Genomic DNA, 15,618 nt, shown 5'->3' with positions numbered 1-15,618 from the left:
TTCTGGCGAAACGATCCCGCAACGCGTGCTTTTAGGCGACGCTCTCACTATGACAAATCCGCTCAGACAATGATGTAAGCTATTGACTACAAAACCTGTAAGTCATTTCTTACAACGCCCAACACCTCGCCTGCCTGACCACCACCCCACGAAACTGCTTCGCGGTGATGAAGCACCCTTCCCCGCCCGAGGGCGGCAACAGGCGGCAGCGGCTGCCGACGCGGTGGGTTTTGAATAACCGGTACTCGCCCTCTACCTCCGCCACTACCAGATCCGCGTGTCCATACGAGCGTGCCTCGTCCACCACCAGCACGTCGCCTTCCATCCATGGCCCACCTGGGTGCGCCTCCTCGCTGATCTCCACCAGAAAACAGGTCGGCGGAAATTTTCGCCGGTCCATCTCCGCTACCGCCGGGTGCTCCACCCCCACCACGGCAGGCCCCAAATAGGTCACTCGCATGCTGTTGCCCTGTGCTAGCTCCATATTCAGCGACGTATATTAGCGTTTGCCTGTCGCCTCCCTAATGTCTAATACTGTATAAACGAACAGCATTTAACAAGGGTTAAGGAGGCGACATGATCGGGTTGGTGGACTGCAACAACTTCTACGTGAGCTGCGAGCGCGTGTTCAACCCCAAGCTAAGGCGCCGGGCGGTGGGCATTCTCTCGAATAACGACGGCTGCATCGTCGCCCGCTCTAATGAGCTCAAAGCCCTGGGCGTGGAAATGGGCACGCCCGCCCATCATGTGCGCCACCTGGTCGAACGCGGCGAGGTGATTCTCTACTCCTCCAACTACGAGCTGTACGGCGATATGTCTCACCGGGTGCAGAGCGTGCTCGAGGAGGAGACCGCCGGGGTCGAGCCCTACTCCATTGATGAAATGTTCGTGCGCATGGATGGCTTCACGCCAGAGGCGCTGCTGGCCCACGCTAAAACCCTGCGCTGGAAAGTGGGCCGCTATACCGGCATTCCCGTGTGTGTAGGCGTGGCGGCCACCCACACCCTCGCCAAGCTCGCCAACCGCATCGCCAAAAAGCACCCCGGCTACCCCGGCGTGTGCATCCTCCACGCCGACAGCGACGAAGCGCGGCACCTGCTGGAGCAAATCGACGTGGGCGACGTGTGGGGCATCGGCCGCCGCCTGAACGAGCGGCTGCAGGTAATGGGCATCAAAACCGCCTGGGATCTGCGCGAAGCGGACGCCAAACGCCTGCGGCGCAAGTTCTCGGTAAACGTAGAGCGCACGGCGCTGGAACTACGCGGCATTCGCTGCCTGGAAATGAACGACCTGCACGAACCCAAACAGCGCATCATGACCAGCCGATCGTTCGGCCAAACCACCCAGCAGCTCAGCGACCTGCAAGGGGCCATCCGCCACCACGCCCAACGCGGCGCCGAAAAACTACGCCAGCAGAAAAGCCTGGCGCGTGCCGTCATGGTGTTTCTGAAAACCAACCGCTTCCGGCCCGACCTGCCGCAATACTGCCCCAGCGTGGTGGTGGAACTGGAACGCCCCACCCAGGACACCCGCGAGATCCTCCACGCCGCCCAAGAGGCGCTGCGCAAGATCTACCGCCCTAAATACGCCTACAAAAAGGCCGGGGTGATGATGCTCGACCTCACCGACCAGCACCGCCAACAGCTCAGCCTGATGGACACGCCACAAACAGAAGAAGAACGCCAACGCAGCCAAAAGCTAATGGCCACCATGGACGCCCTGAACGAGAAGATGGGAAAAGGCACGGTACGCCTGGGCCTACCGGAAAAGAACGCCCCCTGGCACCTACGCTGCGCGAACCGCAGCCCGCGCTATACGACGCGTTGGGATGAGCTGATGAAGGCGTATACGGATGAGGGGGCGGCTAAAAAAACACACTTTACTATAAACTCAAATGAGTGGTTTAAATAATATTTTAAAAAACTTAGCAAAAACAATAGAAACCAGACCTTTTACAAAAAAGTAACATGGCAAAAAATATTTCTTGAAAACTAAAAAAACAAACGAAAGAAATGAACACAGCAGCTTATACAGCATCATTAAAAAAACATATAAAGCTAGAGGTGAGCCTTTCTTTATAGATGAACGTGCAAATTCAAAAAAACCTTTCTCAGAGTTTAAATATGCATTATAGGATATATTGAAGACATTTCTTTTATATAAAGCAACTGCGTATCTTTTTTTCACAGTAACACTAACCACCTCTAAGTCTCTCATCACTCTCACTTCTTCAGCAGGAAACCCAAAAGCTTTTTCAAAACACTGTCTAATTTCAGAGGCATTAGAGTTCTTTAAAAACACATAGTGTGCATCTAGGTTTGAGTAAAACAAAACCAACTGATCTTTATCCGCCTCATTTATCGCACTTAATGAGATCTGAGGCTTCACCGCAATGAATTTCAAGTGTCTTCTATGGTTAAAAAAATCTGCCTTCTCATCCATAAAAAACTCATTCGGCACATACCAACCATTAAAAATGAAGTAAAAATAAGAAATATTACAGTCCTTTAACATTGAAAAAAAGACTTTATTTGCTAAGTAAAAATTATTCAATATATGAAAATCAAATACAGAAAAAAAATAATGAGAGAAATGATAGTCGTATGGGGTAATTGTTGCGCCTTGATCAACGCCATTAATCCCACCAACTCCAGATTTTTTTATCAATGGCCAGGCTTTATTGCCAAATTCACTTTTTTCACTAAATGAAACCTCGTTAGGTACTTCCATTGACCTTGCAGCGTTTAACTCTATGTAAGAAACACTGCTGTGCAACAAATAATAAAACTCAAGCTTCTTAACTTTGAAAGATCCTTCGCTTCTTCTGTTAAACCTCATATATTCAGTTTTGAAGTTACTGAAAAAGCGACTAGATATAACCGAAACCGATGCCAACCCCCTCTCGGCGTGAACAGCTTCGTCTTCTATTTCAGATAGCATCTCTTCCGCAAATGACAAATCACTTTCGTCAATAAAAACATGAGGGGGAATCTCGCCTAAATCATTGATTTCATTTAATGCATGCAAAGCTTTTTTTCTTACTTTCTTCTTGATATCATCAAGCTCATTAAGCCTTTTAGCCACAAGATCTTTCATTATAAACAGCCGCAACCTACCTTTAACCAACCACAAGGTAAGCACTATAGAAACAGGAATCTTTAAAACATCAATTATTGCCAAAAAGAAATCTTTTGCATAACCCCCACTGCTGGACTCACCACTTTCCGCAAGTGCTAAGCATGCGAAAAAAACAAAAAAAAATGCAACTGCGCATTTTAATACTTTAATCATCGTTAATCTCGATATTGTCGTTTAAACAGGCTATGCTAATTCTCACGAATCAGTTACAACATTTTAATTGCTTCGCGTCTCACTCTGGCATCTCGCCAGTTTCCAACAGCTTCAAAAAGTCAGCCTCATCCAATACCGGGACACCTTTCGCCTGAGCATTCCGCAGCTTGGTCGGCCCTGCCGTCGGTCCACCGCAAACAAAAGAAAGGCCCACCGTGACGGTTTTACAAACCCGCATGCCTGACTCCGCTGCAGCAGCTTCTAGCTCTGCCCGGCGCGATTTTGCAAACCCAGTAAAGAGAATTTCCAGTGAGTCCGACCGCTTTTTGCTGGCCGTAATTGCACGATCGACAAGGTGCTGAGGCATGGAGATAGGCTTGAGACTTTCGCCGCCTTCATGAACCACCTGAATACGGTCTCGCCTGAACGTTTTACGGCGGTTATCGCTTGAACAGATGCCCGTTAACAGCCAACCATCTTCACTCCATTGGCTGACTTCACGCGTGCTAACGTTCCCTTTCGCATCTTCATAATCAAAGGTTAAAACGCTCATCCCTACCTCCCTGTATTATCTTTCAGCAGTCTCATAGCTGCCTTTATGTGTTCATGGTTTTACAGTTACACAACCCGCCCAATCCGAATCTCACACCGCCCTAAGATCTCCACATCGTGCATATCCTGCGGCTTGATCATTTCCGGTTGGTAATGGTCGTTATCGCTAATCAGATACAGCGCACCACCCGCTAACCGCTGCACCCGCTTAATCCGTCGCTCGCCACTCACCAGCAGCAGAAAAACCCCTTCCTGCTTAGGGTCACGGTTGCTGCGATCCACCAGCACCCAATCGCCATCGGCCAGGGTGCCGTCCATCGAATCGCCGCGCACTTTGATGCCCACCACCTGGGCAGGGTCTAGCCCCTGCTCGGCCAGCTCGCTGCTAGGAAAATGAAGGGTGGTTTTAATCGGCTCACCTTCGAAGCTACGACCAGCGCCCGCAGCAGCTTCGATGTCGTACATCTTGATGGGTGAAAGCTCTGCCGATGGTTCACTTAACGCAACCCCTAAAGGTTGAGCAGTGGCAGTTCCTGAACGCTGGCCTTTGAGCACGTAAAAGACATCTACGCCTTCATCAGAAACGGCGGAAAGGTAGGAAGAATCAGGGCTGCTGGTACCTTTTTCATATTTGATCTGGGTGGTTTTTCCTACACCCCCAATCTGCGCAAGGGCCGTTTGGCTCAACCCAATCCGCTCACGTTCTTCTCTCAGGCGTTCGCCAATGCTCATTTTTATGAACCATCCTTATTGACAGGTTCATTTTTGTGAACCATTCTATTCATGTCTTTCACTTCGATACACATAGCAAAGGGAGCCACTGCCATGGTCACCATCATTGCCACGATCATCTTGCCGCCTTCCACCACCGTGCTGTTTCGCGGGGTAGAGGTAGATCTAGACCGTTGTTCGCCACATATCCGCGATGCCATTGAAATGGCACTGACCCAGGGCACCGAGAAGCCTAACCCGCTGGCCGATCTCGAAGCGCTGGAAGAGCGCACCACCGCCCAGGCGGTGAGCCAGCTCGCTGCCACGATGCTGGCCCAAAACGCGCCGTTCGAACAGGTGGAAGACGCTTTGTGCGAACTGCGCACCCACATGGATGAGCACTTCCTGCAGCGCAAGCTGGTGCGCTTGTACGAGCGCTAAACCGCTGCGGCCAAAGTTATTCAACCTGATACGGAAGCCTACCCCATGACCTCGACCAACGCCATTGCCCCAAAGCCAATTTATGCCCCTAAAGGCTGCACCAGCACAGTACTGACCCGCATGACCGAAGACGAGCGCGCCGACCTGGAGCGCATCGCCGAGCTGGAAATGCGCACCCTCTCCGCCACGGCGCGGATGCTGATGCTGCGCGGCATCGCCGAGTACGACCAAGACACGCTGAATGCCGAATGACCCTGCTTGCATAAGGATGTTTGCCATGTACCAGGACCCCAAACGTGTGCGCACCCGCTACGCCGCTCTCAATTTGGATCAGTACGAGGCCCAACTGATCGATGCGCTGGTGGATTACACCGGTATCGAACGGGCGTCGCTGCTGCGCCAACTGGTGCTGAAGGAAGCCCTAGAGACGCTGGGCGTTGCGGATCTCTCACTTAGCACTGTGCCCCAGCAGGCGTCGTAAAGGCAGGGCTTTTTGAGGCCCTCAAGGAGCATTGAGGTATGGCTGACCAACCGGCACGCGGCGAATTACGTCTTCCGCTGAACGACCAGCTAGAGGCCGCGCTGCAGCAGGTATGTGAACAGCAGGATTTAACCAGCCTGGACGACGCCGCCGAATGGCTACTGCGGCGGCGGTTACGCAAAGGCACCCAAGGGCTCACCGGCCGCGGCCGCGCCCTTTATCCGGTAGGGAGAAACCATTGATGTCGACCGCTTCCAAGCACCGTATGCCCTGCCCCCACTGCGGCCACAACATGCGGGTACGCAACAGCCAGGGGCTAACACCGGTGTACCGCGAAGGGGTAGTGGAGTGCCGCAACGTGGAGTGCGGCTTTCGAGGCAAGGCGGGGTTTCAGGTGCTGCACACCCTAACCCCGAGCGATATCCCCAACGCCCGGGTGAATCTGCCGTTCGCGCCTCGCCTGATCCAGCAGATGCAATTGGACATCACTCGCCCAGCCGCCAATGACGAACGTTATGAGGGTTAAGACGATGCAGAGAGCTGCCCATCACCCAAGGCCCCCGCGGCCACCACGCCCCTTTCGGCCTGTGTGTTATGCCCGGCCGAAAGGGGGCACCCACGGCCCAGCCGGTGCCGTGATCTAGCCCCAAGCCCAGCCCCATCCATTTGTTGAATAAGGAGGCGAGCGTGAATTCATCGCTGCGCCAGGACATTGTTGCGCGCTTAATCAGCGATTTTGAGGCGATTGAGCGCGGCCCCTACCTGCAACGGGTGCGCTGCCCGGAGTGCGGTAAGCGCGAGGCGTACATCAACGCCGACGCGCCGTGGATGCTGAAATGCGGGCGGGAAAACAACTGTGGCGCGCAAATCCACATCAAAGCGCTGTTCCCGGATCTGTTCTGCTCCTGGAGCGAGCGCTACAGCCCGAAAGCGAACGAGAAGGCCACCTCTACCACGCCGGTGGCCGATGGCTACCTGCGCGATGGCCGGGGCTTCGAGCTTTCCCGCATTCAGGGCTGGTACACCCAAGAGAGCTACTGGAAGCCGGAGATCGGCGGTACCGCCACCGTGCGCTTCGCACTGCCCGGCGGCGCTTACTGGGAGCGCTTGCTGGATAACCCGGAGCGCTTCGGCAAACAGAAGGCCAATTTCGTTGGCCGCTACAAAGGCCAGTGGTGGTGCCCGCCTGCTCTCACCGCTGCTGACTTAGTAGCGGCTGAGGAAGTGTGGATTGTAGAGGGCATCTTCGATGCGATCGCCCTTTACCACCACGGCATCGCGGCCGTTTCCGCCATGAGCTGCGGCAACTACCCCGATGAGGCGTTGAACGCCCTTTCCGATGCCGCGCATGAGGCAGGCACAAGCCGGCCCACGTTGGTATGGGCGCTGGATAACAACCGCGCCGGCCACAACGCCACCCATAAGCACGTGAAGCGCGCCCGGGCGGCGGGCTGGGAGTGCCATGCGGCGCAGATCCCCCACGGTGGCCACGACTGGAACGACGCCCACCAGCGCGGCGAGCTGACCGAGAAACACCAGGAAACCTACCGCTACCACGGCGACCTGCTGTTGGCCCCCACGGCCATGGCGAAAGCGCTGCTGATGTACAAGCGCCGTGAACAGCGGGAGTTCTGGTTCGAGTTCAAACGCCAACTGTGGTGGTGGAAGCTGGACATGGACGCCTTCGACCGCGCCCTGCGCGCCGATGGGCTGGACGGCGAAGACCAGCGGCAGATCGACCCCGCCCTGCGCGATGCGGCGCTGGAGCAATCCGGCAGCGTGAAGCGCATCTGCACCTGTTTCCCCACGGCGCTGTACTACCAGGCCAACGCGGTGACCGATGAGAGCTGGTACTACTACCGCGTGGAGTTTCCCGACGGCCGCCCGCCGATCAAAAACACCTTCAGCGGCGGCCAGTTGGCCTCGGCTTCTGAGTACAAAAAGCGCCTGCTGGGCATTGCGCCGGGCGCGGTATGGACAGGAACCAGCCAGCAGCTCGATAGCCTGCTGCAGGACCAGATCGGCAACATCAAAACCGTCGAGACTATCGACTTCATCGGCTACAGCAAGGAGCACGGCGCGTATGTGTTCGGCGATCTTGCCGTGGCCGGTGGCAAGGTGGTGCCGATCAACAGCGAGGACTTTTTCGAGCTTGGCCCCCGCCGCCAGCTGAAAACCCTGAGCCAATCCGTATCGCTACACATCAACCCCGACCGCAAGGCGTTCAGCACCGAGTGGACACAGCAACTACTCGGCGCGTTTGGCTCCCGGGGCGTGGTGGCCCTGGCGTATTGGATGGGCAGCCTGCTGGCCGAGCAGATCCGCGCCGAGATGGGCAGCTTCCCGTTTTTGGAGATTGTGGGCGAAGCCGGCGCGGGTAAATCCACGCTGATCGAGTTCCTCTGGAAGCTGTGCGGCCGGCGCGATTATGAGGGCTTCGACCCCAGCAAGGCCACCATGCCCGCCCGCAGCCGTAACTTTGCCCAGGTGAGCAACCTGCCGGTGGTGCTGATCGAATCCGACCGCGAGCAGGAAGGCGGCGCCAAGCAGAAGCAGTTCGATTGGGACGAGCTGAAAACCGCCTTTAACGGCCGCTCGATACGCGCCCGTGGCGTGAAGAACAGCGGCAACGACACCTACGAGCCGCCCTTTCGAGGCAGCATCGTGATTAGCCAGAACGCCCCGGTGCAGGCTGGCGAGGCGATTCAAACCCGTATCTGCCACCTGCATTTCACCCGGGATGGTCAGAACAAAACCACCAAAGCGCTGGCCGAGGCGCTGGAGCGTACCGAGCTCGAGCACGTCAGCCAGTTCGCTTTGGCCGTCGCCCAGCGGGAAGCCGCGCTGCTGGCCACCATCACCCAGCGCGCCCGCCACTACGCCGACCGCTTGGCCGACGACCCGGAAATCAAGGTGCTGCGCATCGCCAAGTGCCACGGCCAGCTAATGGCGTTGGTGGAGTGCCTGGGGCCGGAGGGCCTGGGGCTGTTCGACCAGCAAATCATCGATATGGCCAACGGCATGGTGGAGCAGATGGCCCGCGAGCGGCAGCAATCCATCAACGCCGATCACCCGATGGTGGCCGAATTTTGGGAAGCCTTCGACTACATCGAAGGCCTGCGCGATGAGCCGCAGCTCAACCACTACGGCAAGGGCAGCGAGCACATCGCCGTGAACCTCAAAGACTTCGAGCGCACCTGCGCCGAGTACAAGCTGCGCACCCCCGAACTGCGCGAGCTGAAGCGCTATTTGAAGACCAGCAAGACCCGCAAGTTTGTCGATTCCAACCGCACCGTGAACTCCCGCGTCCGCCTGCACGGCGGCAGCGTGAAGTGCTGGGTGTTTCAAGCATGAAGGAGCCTGTGATGACCACTCAACCCAGTATGCCCCTGGTGGTTCAGCGTATTCGCGAACGCAACCGCCAGGCATTGGAAGCCAAAGCCGCCGCTGAAAACGAAGCCGAGATGCAGAGCACACAAATCACCGTAGCTGGCCTGCTAGCCCTGCAGGAATTGGTGGAGATCGCCCAAGGCGACACCCAGCAGCCGCAGCACTGCCGCCGCGTACTGCTGGCCGTTTACAACAGCTACGCCTGGCCGCTGAACCTAACCAGCCTGCGCGTGCTGGATACCGACCTACGCCGCGCCGCCCTGGCAGTGATCGAGTGGTCGGCCGTCAGCGACCGCGAGCTTCACGAGTACCTGCCGCACGGCCAAGAACTGATGCAGCGCTTTGCCGCCATTGAAAAACAAGAGGAGCAGTAACCATGGCCGACAACGCCGACATCGCCGCCGATCTGATGGAGCGCCGCATGCAAGCCGCCCTCAGCAGCCGCCTTTCCCTGCGCATTCCCAACCCGGATCCGGAGTGCGAAGACTGCGGCCACGAGATCCCCCAAGCCCGCCGCGACGCCCTGCCCTGGGTAGCCACGTGCATCGAGTGCCAAAGCATCCGCGAACAACGGGGGCGCTATGGTCGCTGAAATCCGAAATTTGCTAATGATATTCCTTTGGATATTTGGGGTGGTCGTTGCGCAGGGTTTCTGGTCCTCGTTCTTTGCAATCACGTTTTTTCCCTATGCCTGGTATTTGGCGGTGGAGCACCTACTGAAATATTGGGGGGTGATATGAGCCAACAAGGAAGATCGACAATCAAGGGAGGCACCCTGGCACGGCAAGCCGCCATGCTGTGCCAGGACGCGCAATTTCAGCTCTACCTCGACCGCCGCCGGCGCGCCAAGCACGGCATGACCGAAAGCCAACTGCCCGACGGCACCCACAACACCGACGACGCCCGCGACTGGCTCTGCGCCGCGTGCCAGATCCAAAGCCGGGCGGAGTTGGATCATGACCATCGTGCAGCAAGCATGTTTTATGCTATTCGTAAGCGGTACCAACAATGGCGCTTGAAATGAAAAAAGTGAGTTATGAGCAGCAATCCGATTGATCAGATCTTAGCGAAATCATTACGAAGCCCTTTAACTCAGGAGGAACATGCCCGCTTATCCGCCAGCTTTAACGCTTTAAGAAAGCAGGCTCCAACCCAAACTGAGGCGAGCTTGATACGTGAGATAACTCACCTGAGAGAAGAGCTGTCACGGTGCCGAGAACTCATCCGCAAATACGATATCAACGAAAATATGGACTAGTAGCCACCTCCCTTTCCCGCCGCATTACGCGGCGGTTTATTCAACCGACCAAGATAACGGTATAAGAAATCAAAGCGTTTCGCTCCCTTTCAAACTGAAATACACTGTTTATATTTACAGTTCAACAAAGGGGGCTTCATGGCAGGCGTTGAGGTACGCGGCGATAAGGTGCGCGTCTATTTCCAGTTTCAAGGTGAAAAATGTCGGGAGCCGGTTGGCCCAGCCACTCCTGACAATATCGCTCACGCTGAGCGTTTGGCGGCGTCTATCGACCACGAAATGCGGGCAGGAACGTTCGACTATGCCAGGCTATTCCCAAGCTCTCGTCGATTAGCGATCAACACGGTTGGCCACTATGCAGATTTATGGTTAGGCATCATCGAAAACGATGTCGCCGATACGACGTTGCGCAGCTACCGAAGCAAGGTGAATAGCCATATCAAACCACGATGGGGGAAAGTGCAGGCTGACCAGGTCTCCACCATCGACCTGCAAACATGGGTGAAAGGAGATCTGCCAAAAACGCTTGCCAGTAAAACGATCAAAGAAATCGTTACTATTCTGCGGCAAATCTACCGCCTCTACTGTTCCCAGCACCGCCAGGCCTATGACCCCACACAGGGTATCCAGGTACGGCTACCCGATCCGGAAGACCCAGACCCTTTTACCCGGGACGAGATCAAGCACATCCTTGCCACGCCCACAAAACGTGTACAGGAGCTCAATATGATCGATTTTATGCTCTGGGATGGCCCGCGTTTATCTGAGGCAATGGCGCTAGCGTGGGAGGATGTCATTGACCTGGAGCGCGGCATTATCCGTTATCGGCGACGGCAATTCCGCAATGCCTACCGTGTTACCAAGACCCGGCGATCTACACGCGAAAAACGGTTACTTCAACCCGCACTCGAAGCATTGAAACGTCAGTGGAAAATAACTGGCCACCTTCCACCACAGCCAATTGAAATCATCGACCGAGACAACACGACGCGCCGTAAAGCCAATCTGCGCTTCGTGTTTCTTAACTCAAATACTGGAAAGCCGCACTACGGTGACACCGGCATCCGCGATCGCTTCTTCAAACTGCACCTGGAGAAGGCTGGCGTGCGGTATCGAGGGCCAGGCCAGTGTCGTCATACCTATGCCAGCCAGCTGCTAAGCACAGGGGTCGCCCCCATACAGTGGGTAGCTGAACAGATGGGGCATACCTCTCCTGCGATGATCTACAAGCACTACGGGCGCTGGATTTCCGAAGACGGGCCAGATATCAACTCACTGGTGGAAATCGCGCTGGAAGTGAAGCGTTAAAGCACACGCCAGTCCCAAGCTAGTCCCTGAAAGCCAGAAACGAAAAAGGCCGCCAAGCTAAGTGCTTGACGGCCTTCAAAATTCTGTGGCGGAGAGGGAGGGATTCGAACCCTCGAAGCCTTTCGACTTACACACTTTCCAGGCGTGCTCCTTCGACCACTCGGACACCTCTCCACATTTTAGCTCTGCTGTTAGGCGCTGCCTTTCTCAACAGAACGGCGCATATTCTATGGTCTAAGCTGTGAAATAGCAAACCTTTTTCCTGACTAGGCGTTTGGCAGCACGGCGTAACGGCCTGTGGCTTCTAAACAGAGCGCATCACCGCAGTAGAGCTGGTGGGTCAATTCGATACTGCCCTTGCCTCTCTCGCTGAGTTTGGCGGCGAGCTTTGCAGGGCCATCCGGATGGCGGGGGGCACAGGTCATGCGGTAGTCACCCGTGACCGGGGCGAGAAAACATTGGCTAGCCTCGGCGACCACCACGTCTTGCGCCCTGCCCTGCTGGCGAAGCCACAGGGTGACCCAACACCAGCCTTGCAGCGTGGTTTGCGCGGTCAGCGCCCCACCGAAGCCAGTGCCTTTGTCGTTGAGATTGGGCGTCAGCGCCAGTTGCCACGTGAGTGCACCGTTGGCTTGGCTCATACGGGTAATACCAAGCGCTGCCACCATGGGAATGGCGGCCTCCAACCAGCGCTGGAAAGCGATGAGATCCTCTTCTCCTTCCGGCAGCGGCAATCGTGGGTGTGGCATACCCGGCTGGCGTGTTGGGCGCATGTCGCTCTCCTTGGCGGCGGCGATTATTGCCAACGTTCGACGAAATCTGCCGTGTCGTGCTGGGGAAGAGGCTTGTGGCGACCGCCCACGCTACCCAGATAGATGAAGGCGACGACCTCGTCTTCTTCCTCAAGCCCTAACCCCTTACGCACCACGGGGTCGAACGCGTATTTTCCGCTGCGCCACATGGCCCCAAGACCAAGCGCATGAGCCGCCAGCAGGATGCCGTGAGCGGCACAACCCGCGGAAATCACCTGCTCCATCTTGGGCACCTTGGGAATATCCGGGGTGACCTTGGCTATCACGGCAATGATCATCGGCGCGCGTAAAGGCTTTTTACGCGCGGCGTTGAGCGTCTCGTCGCTCGCGTGAGGGTCTTCCTGAAACTCCGCTTCGGCAAACAGCTCGCCCAGGCGCTCCCGGCCTTCACCGGTGAATTCGATGAAGCGCCACGGTCGCAGCTCTTTGTGGTCGGGGGCACGAAGCGCCGCTTGATAGATGGCGCTGAGCTGGTCGGCGCTGGGGGCAGGCTCAGCGAGCTTGCCCATGGAGCTACGTTCGTGAAGCAGCGTGAGGGCGTCCATGGTGACTCCTTATCCGTTAGGGTGAGCGTTACTGGCGCGCCAGGCGCAGCGGGCTAGGGGGTACCAAGCCCGGTGTGGCACGCCACGGGCTGATGTCCAAGCCGCCACGACGCACGTAGCGCGCCAACACCAGCAACTCTTCCGGCTTCGCCTGCTGCATTAAATCAGTGAAGATATGCTCGACGCAGTGCTCGTGAAAATCCTGGTGCTGCCGGTAGCCAATCAGGTAGCGCAGTAGCCCTTCTCGGTCGAGCTTGGGGCCTTTATAGCGAATCAAAACGCTTCCCCAATCCGGCTGACCGGTCACCGGGCAGTTGGATTTTAGCAGATGCGAATGCAGGGTCTCTTCGACGATCTCATCACGGGTAGCAAGGTGCGTGGCACTTGGCGTGTAGTCGCTCACCTCAATATCCAGGTCGTCTAAGCACTCCCCTGGCAGGCGCTTGGGCGCCAGTTCACTGTCATCAACGCCCAGCAACTCGACGCTAACGCTGGCACCGGCAGCGCGGCTCAGGTCGTGTACCAACGTCTTCTCTACCTCGGCTTGGCTGGCAAAGCGCGTTTGGTTGAGGCTGTTGAGGTAGAGTTTCCAGGATTTGGACTCGATGAGATGAGGCGAGCTGGCGGGCAAGCGAAACCGCGCCACCGCAACGATGGGTTTGCCACGCGCGTTGAGCCAAGAGACCTCGAACGCGTGCCACTCGTCTTCGCCGACAAACGGCAGCGCGCCCTCTTCAATACCAAGCGGCGCGCGGTTGGCAGCACGGGGAATCGGATACAACAACCCCGCATCGTACTGCTCTGGGTAAACGGAATCGCGCCCCAGGGGCGCGTGTTCTAAAGTGTCGGGGCGATGTGCCATGGAAACTCTCTCAGTCGTGCTAGTTCAATAAGGGCATTGCAGTCAGGCCGTGAATTAGCTGCGAATGCCTTTACCGCGCTCTAGCATGGTCAGCGCGACCATGAACAGGACGATAATAAAGGCAAAAATGGCGGCCAGCGCCCAGCCTACCGGAATATCGGAAACGCCCAGAAAACCGTAGCGGAAGACGTTCACCATATACAGAATCGGGTTGAGCATCGAAACGCCCTGCCAGAAATCCGGCAGCATCGAAATCGAATAGAACACACCGCCTAAATAGGTGAGCGGCGTCAGAATGAACGTCGGCACGATGGAGATATCGTCAAACTTATTCGCCAGCAGCGCGTTGATAAAACCGCCAATGGAGAATAGCGCCGAGGTCAGCACCACTACCAATATCGTGAGCAGCGGATGCTCGACCGTCAAACGGGTAAAGAACAGCGACACCATCGTCACAATCAAGCCCACGCCCAAGCCTCGCGCCATGCCACCGAGTATGAACCCGGAGAGAATCACGCCATTGGGCATGGGCGACACCATCATCTCTTCGATGGAGCGTTGAAACTTGTTGGAGAAGAAGCTGGACGCCACGTTGGAGTAGCTGTTGGTAATCACCGACATCATGATCAGCCCTGGCACGATGAAGTCCATGTAGCTGAAGCCGTCCATATCACCAATGCGCGAGCCGATCAGGTTGCCAAAAATGATGAAGTACATGGCCATGGTGATCGATGGCGGCAGCAGAGTTTGCGGCCAGATACGCGTAAAGCGCTTGATCTCTTTGAGCACCAGCGTCCATAGAGCCACCAGAGTTTGCATTGCGTTCATGAGCGGGCCTCCGGCTGTTCACGCTGGTCGATGGCCTGCTGACTGCTCTCTACCATGGAAACGAACATCTCCTCTAAGCGGTTGGCGCGGTTACGCATGGACACCACCTGAATGCCCTGCGCACTCAGCGCACTGAACACGTCGTTCAACTGCTGGCCACGGTGAATCACCAGCGCCAGCTGAGACGGCTCGATTTGCTGCAGTTCGAAGCCTTCGAGGGTGGGCACTTGTTCTACCGGCTCGGCCAGATCCAGCAGGAAGGTTTCGGTATCCAGCTCTGCCAGCAGCTCGCGCACGCTCGTATTTCGCACGATCTCACCGTGATTGATGATCGCGATATTACGACACAAGCTCTCGGCTTCTTCGAGGTAGTGCGTGGTGAGGATGATCGTCGTCCCTTCCTCACGATTGATACGCCGCATGTACTCCCACATGCTGCGGCGAAGCTCGATATCGACCCCGGCGGTAGGCTCGTCAAGGATCAGCAGTTTGGGGCGGTGCATCAAGGCACGCGCAATCATCAGGCGGCGCTTCATGCCACCCGAGAGCATCCGCGCGCTGCCGTTTCGCTTCTCCCATAGCCCTAAGTCAGTCAAGAGCTGCTTGGCGCGAGGCAGCGCTTCGTTGCGCTTCATGCCGTAGTAACCCGCCTGGGCCAGCACGATATCCAGCACTTTCTCAAACTGGTTGAAGTTGAATTCCTGCGGCACCACGCCGAGCTGATATTTCGCTTTGGCGAAGTCTTTGTCGATGTCGATTCCAAAAATCGACACCTTGCCCGCCGTTTTCTGCACTAGCGAGCACACCACACCCAGAGTGGTGGACTTTCCCGCCCCATTGGGACCCAGCAGCGCAAAAAAATCGCCCTGCTGGACGTCTAAATCGATACCTTTTAACGCTTGAAAACCGTTGCCATACATCTTGGTAAGGCCACGGATCGACAATGCCGGTTCGGCCATGAACATGTCCTGTCAGCAAGTGGGGAGCAAAAAAGAGCTAGAAGGCAGGATATCGGGGCATGCATATGTTTTTTCAAGTTTGCGGCTTATAACCTCTGAACCACCACTTCCATGCCCCTGATTTTTCTCTATTTAGCACTACATTAGGTGACACTTTGCCACGCTATTGCTGCGGTAGCG

20 protein-coding genes and 1 tRNA gene are annotated in these 15,618 nt (G+C 56.3%); 11 read left to right on the top strand and 10 right to left on the bottom strand.

The genetic code is table 11. The features are described 5' to 3' along the window. Positions 1 to 109 precede the first annotated feature (109 nt). The gene (locus NH398_RS05745; protein WP_253017135.1) at positions 110 to 460 is read right to left on the bottom strand and encodes a hypothetical protein; all 351 of its coding nucleotides are present in this window, start codon (positions 458 to 460) and stop codon (positions 110 to 112) included. 116 nt (positions 461 to 576) lie between these two features. Here NH398_RS05745 and NH398_RS05740 point away from each other — a divergent pair, with 116 nt between their 5' ends. Next, positions 577 to 1,911: a Y-family DNA polymerase gene (locus tag NH398_RS05740; protein ID WP_253017133.1), complete on the top strand. Its 1,335-nt coding sequence runs from the start codon at positions 577 to 579 to the stop codon at positions 1,909 to 1,911. Here the strand turns inward: NH398_RS05740 and NH398_RS05735 are convergent. From NH398_RS05735 to NH398_RS05725, 3 genes are all read right to left on the bottom strand, one after another. Then, the gene (locus tag NH398_RS05735) at positions 1,891 to 3,291 is read right to left on the bottom strand and encodes a hypothetical protein (RefSeq protein ID WP_253017131.1); all 1,401 of its coding nucleotides are present in this window, start codon (positions 3,289 to 3,291) and stop codon (positions 1,891 to 1,893) included. The genes NH398_RS05740 and NH398_RS05735 overlap by 21 nt on opposite strands. Before the next feature lie 79 nt (positions 3,292 to 3,370). Further along, a complete protein-coding gene (locus NH398_RS05730) occupies positions 3,371 to 3,844 on the bottom strand; it encodes a BRCT domain-containing protein (protein WP_253017129.1) in 474 nt (157 codons plus the stop codon). 65 nt (positions 3,845 to 3,909) lie between these two features. Further along, a complete protein-coding gene (locus tag NH398_RS05725) occupies positions 3,910 to 4,575 on the bottom strand; it encodes a LexA family transcriptional regulator (protein ID WP_253017127.1) in 666 nt (221 codons plus the stop codon). 93 nt (positions 4,576 to 4,668) lie between these two features. Here NH398_RS05725 and NH398_RS05720 point away from each other — a divergent pair, with 93 nt between their 5' ends. The 10 genes from NH398_RS05720 to NH398_RS05675 all read left to right on the top strand — a co-directional run bounded on the left by NH398_RS05720 (position 4,669) and on the right by NH398_RS05675 (position 11,432). After that, a complete protein-coding gene (locus NH398_RS05720; RefSeq protein ID WP_253017125.1) occupies positions 4,669 to 4,995 on the top strand; it encodes a hypothetical protein in 327 nt (108 codons plus the stop codon). A gap of 45 nt (positions 4,996 to 5,040) precedes the next feature. Further along, entirely contained in the window at positions 5,041 to 5,247 is a 207-nt protein-coding gene (locus NH398_RS05715; RefSeq protein ID WP_253017124.1) for a hypothetical protein, read from the top strand. Positions 5,248 to 5,272: 25 nt separating this feature from the next. Continuing rightward, entirely contained in the window at positions 5,273 to 5,476 is a 204-nt protein-coding gene (locus NH398_RS05710; protein ID WP_139525392.1) for a hypothetical protein, read from the top strand. Positions 5,477 to 5,514: 38 nt separating this feature from the next. After that, the gene (locus tag NH398_RS05705; RefSeq protein ID WP_137094437.1) at positions 5,515 to 5,718 is read left to right on the top strand and encodes a hypothetical protein; all 204 of its coding nucleotides are present in this window, start codon (positions 5,515 to 5,517) and stop codon (positions 5,716 to 5,718) included. Next, on the top strand, positions 5,718 to 6,002 hold the full coding sequence (locus tag NH398_RS05700) for an ogr/Delta-like zinc finger family protein (RefSeq protein ID WP_253017122.1): 285 nt from the start codon (positions 5,718 to 5,720) through the stop codon (positions 6,000 to 6,002). The genes NH398_RS05705 and NH398_RS05700 overlap by 1 nt, the downstream gene beginning before the upstream one ends. Positions 6,003 to 6,163: 161 nt before the next feature. After that, positions 6,164 to 8,830: a toprim domain-containing protein gene (locus NH398_RS05695; protein ID WP_253017120.1), complete on the top strand. Its 2,667-nt coding sequence runs from the start codon at positions 6,164 to 6,166 to the stop codon at positions 8,828 to 8,830. A gap of 11 nt (positions 8,831 to 8,841) precedes the next feature. Next, positions 8,842 to 9,240 (top strand): hypothetical protein, encoded by a 399-nt coding sequence (locus NH398_RS05690; RefSeq protein WP_253017118.1) that lies wholly within the window; start codon positions 8,842 to 8,844, stop codon positions 9,238 to 9,240. A 2-nt stretch (positions 9,241 to 9,242) separates the two neighbouring features. After that, the gene (locus tag NH398_RS05685) at positions 9,243 to 9,458 is read left to right on the top strand and encodes a TraR/DksA family transcriptional regulator (RefSeq protein ID WP_193460760.1); all 216 of its coding nucleotides are present in this window, start codon (positions 9,243 to 9,245) and stop codon (positions 9,456 to 9,458) included. Between the two features lie 144 nt (positions 9,459 to 9,602). Then, entirely contained in the window at positions 9,603 to 9,890 is a 288-nt protein-coding gene (locus NH398_RS05680) for a hypothetical protein (RefSeq protein WP_253017116.1), read from the top strand. A gap of 372 nt (positions 9,891 to 10,262) precedes the next feature. Beyond that, a complete protein-coding gene (locus NH398_RS05675; protein ID WP_253017114.1) occupies positions 10,263 to 11,432 on the top strand; it encodes a DUF3596 domain-containing protein in 1,170 nt (389 codons plus the stop codon). Positions 11,433 to 11,518: 86 nt separating this feature from the next. Here NH398_RS05675 and NH398_RS05670 read toward each other — a convergent pair. From NH398_RS05670 to NH398_RS05645, 6 genes are all read right to left on the bottom strand, one after another. Then, a tRNA-Ser gene (locus tag NH398_RS05670) sits at positions 11,519 to 11,606 on the bottom strand. A gap of 92 nt (positions 11,607 to 11,698) precedes the next feature. Then, positions 11,699 to 12,205 (bottom strand): YiiD C-terminal domain-containing protein, encoded by a 507-nt coding sequence (locus NH398_RS05665; RefSeq protein WP_253017113.1) that lies wholly within the window; start codon positions 12,203 to 12,205, stop codon positions 11,699 to 11,701. 23 nt (positions 12,206 to 12,228) lie between these two features. After that, complete coding sequence (locus NH398_RS05660; protein ID WP_253017112.1) at positions 12,229 to 12,789, bottom strand: nitroreductase family protein; 561 nt, start codon at positions 12,787 to 12,789, stop codon at positions 12,229 to 12,231. Positions 12,790 to 12,817: 28 nt separating this feature from the next. Further along, a complete protein-coding gene (gene queF, locus NH398_RS05655; protein ID WP_253017111.1) occupies positions 12,818 to 13,651 on the bottom strand; it encodes an NADPH-dependent 7-cyano-7-deazaguanine reductase QueF in 834 nt (277 codons plus the stop codon). Positions 13,652 to 13,705: 54 nt separating this feature from the next. Next, the gene (locus NH398_RS05650) at positions 13,706 to 14,479 is read right to left on the bottom strand and encodes an ABC transporter permease (RefSeq protein ID WP_253017109.1); all 774 of its coding nucleotides are present in this window, start codon (positions 14,477 to 14,479) and stop codon (positions 13,706 to 13,708) included. Then, positions 14,476 to 15,438 (bottom strand): ABC transporter ATP-binding protein, encoded by a 963-nt coding sequence (locus tag NH398_RS05645; protein ID WP_253017107.1) that lies wholly within the window; start codon positions 15,436 to 15,438, stop codon positions 14,476 to 14,478. The genes NH398_RS05650 and NH398_RS05645 overlap by 4 nt, the downstream gene beginning before the upstream one ends. Positions 15,439 to 15,618: the final 180 nt, after the last annotated feature.

The organism is Halomonas sp. CnH100-B (assembly GCF_024124605.1).
Taxonomy (GTDB): domain Bacteria; phylum Pseudomonadota; class Gammaproteobacteria; order Pseudomonadales; family Halomonadaceae; genus Vreelandella.
This window is presented reverse-complemented; position numbering and strand designations above follow the sequence as displayed.

Excerpts from the sequence above, each read along its gene's own strand:
- NH398_RS05745 (WP_253017135.1), bottom strand. The coding sequence starts at position 460 with ATGCGAGTGACCTATTTGGGGCCTGCCGTGGTGGGGGTGGAGCACCCG.
- NH398_RS05740 (WP_253017133.1), top strand. The coding sequence starts at position 577 with ATGATCGGGTTGGTGGACTGCAACAACTTCTACGTGAGCTGCGAGCGC.
- NH398_RS05735 (WP_253017131.1), bottom strand. The coding sequence starts at position 3,291 with ATGATTAAAGTATTAAAATGCGCAGTTGCATTTTTTTTTGTTTTTTTC.
- NH398_RS05730 (WP_253017129.1), bottom strand. The coding sequence starts at position 3,844 with ATGAGCGTTTTAACCTTTGATTATGAAGATGCGAAAGGGAACGTTAGC.
- NH398_RS05725 (WP_253017127.1), bottom strand. The coding sequence starts at position 4,575 with ATGAGCATTGGCGAACGCCTGAGAGAAGAACGTGAGCGGATTGGGTTG.
- NH398_RS05720 (WP_253017125.1), top strand. The coding sequence starts at position 4,669 with ATGGTCACCATCATTGCCACGATCATCTTGCCGCCTTCCACCACCGTG.
- NH398_RS05715 (WP_253017124.1), top strand. The coding sequence starts at position 5,041 with ATGACCTCGACCAACGCCATTGCCCCAAAGCCAATTTATGCCCCTAAA.
- NH398_RS05710 (WP_139525392.1), top strand. The coding sequence starts at position 5,273 with ATGTACCAGGACCCCAAACGTGTGCGCACCCGCTACGCCGCTCTCAAT.
- NH398_RS05705 (WP_137094437.1), top strand. The coding sequence starts at position 5,515 with ATGGCTGACCAACCGGCACGCGGCGAATTACGTCTTCCGCTGAACGAC.
- NH398_RS05700 (WP_253017122.1), top strand. The coding sequence starts at position 5,718 with ATGTCGACCGCTTCCAAGCACCGTATGCCCTGCCCCCACTGCGGCCAC.
- NH398_RS05690 (WP_253017118.1), top strand. The coding sequence starts at position 8,842 with ATGACCACTCAACCCAGTATGCCCCTGGTGGTTCAGCGTATTCGCGAA.
- NH398_RS05685 (WP_193460760.1), top strand. The coding sequence starts at position 9,243 with ATGGCCGACAACGCCGACATCGCCGCCGATCTGATGGAGCGCCGCATG.
- NH398_RS05680 (WP_253017116.1), top strand. The coding sequence starts at position 9,603 with ATGAGCCAACAAGGAAGATCGACAATCAAGGGAGGCACCCTGGCACGG.
- NH398_RS05675 (WP_253017114.1), top strand. The coding sequence starts at position 10,263 with ATGGCAGGCGTTGAGGTACGCGGCGATAAGGTGCGCGTCTATTTCCAG.
- NH398_RS05665 (WP_253017113.1), bottom strand. The coding sequence starts at position 12,205 with ATGCGCCCAACACGCCAGCCGGGTATGCCACACCCACGATTGCCGCTG.
- NH398_RS05660 (WP_253017112.1), bottom strand. The coding sequence starts at position 12,789 with ATGGACGCCCTCACGCTGCTTCACGAACGTAGCTCCATGGGCAAGCTC.
- queF (WP_253017111.1), bottom strand. The coding sequence starts at position 13,651 with ATGGCACATCGCCCCGACACTTTAGAACACGCGCCCCTGGGGCGCGAT.
- NH398_RS05650 (WP_253017109.1), bottom strand. The coding sequence starts at position 14,479 with ATGAACGCAATGCAAACTCTGGTGGCTCTATGGACGCTGGTGCTCAAA.
- NH398_RS05645 (WP_253017107.1), bottom strand. The coding sequence starts at position 15,438 with ATGGCCGAACCGGCATTGTCGATCCGTGGCCTTACCAAGATGTATGGC.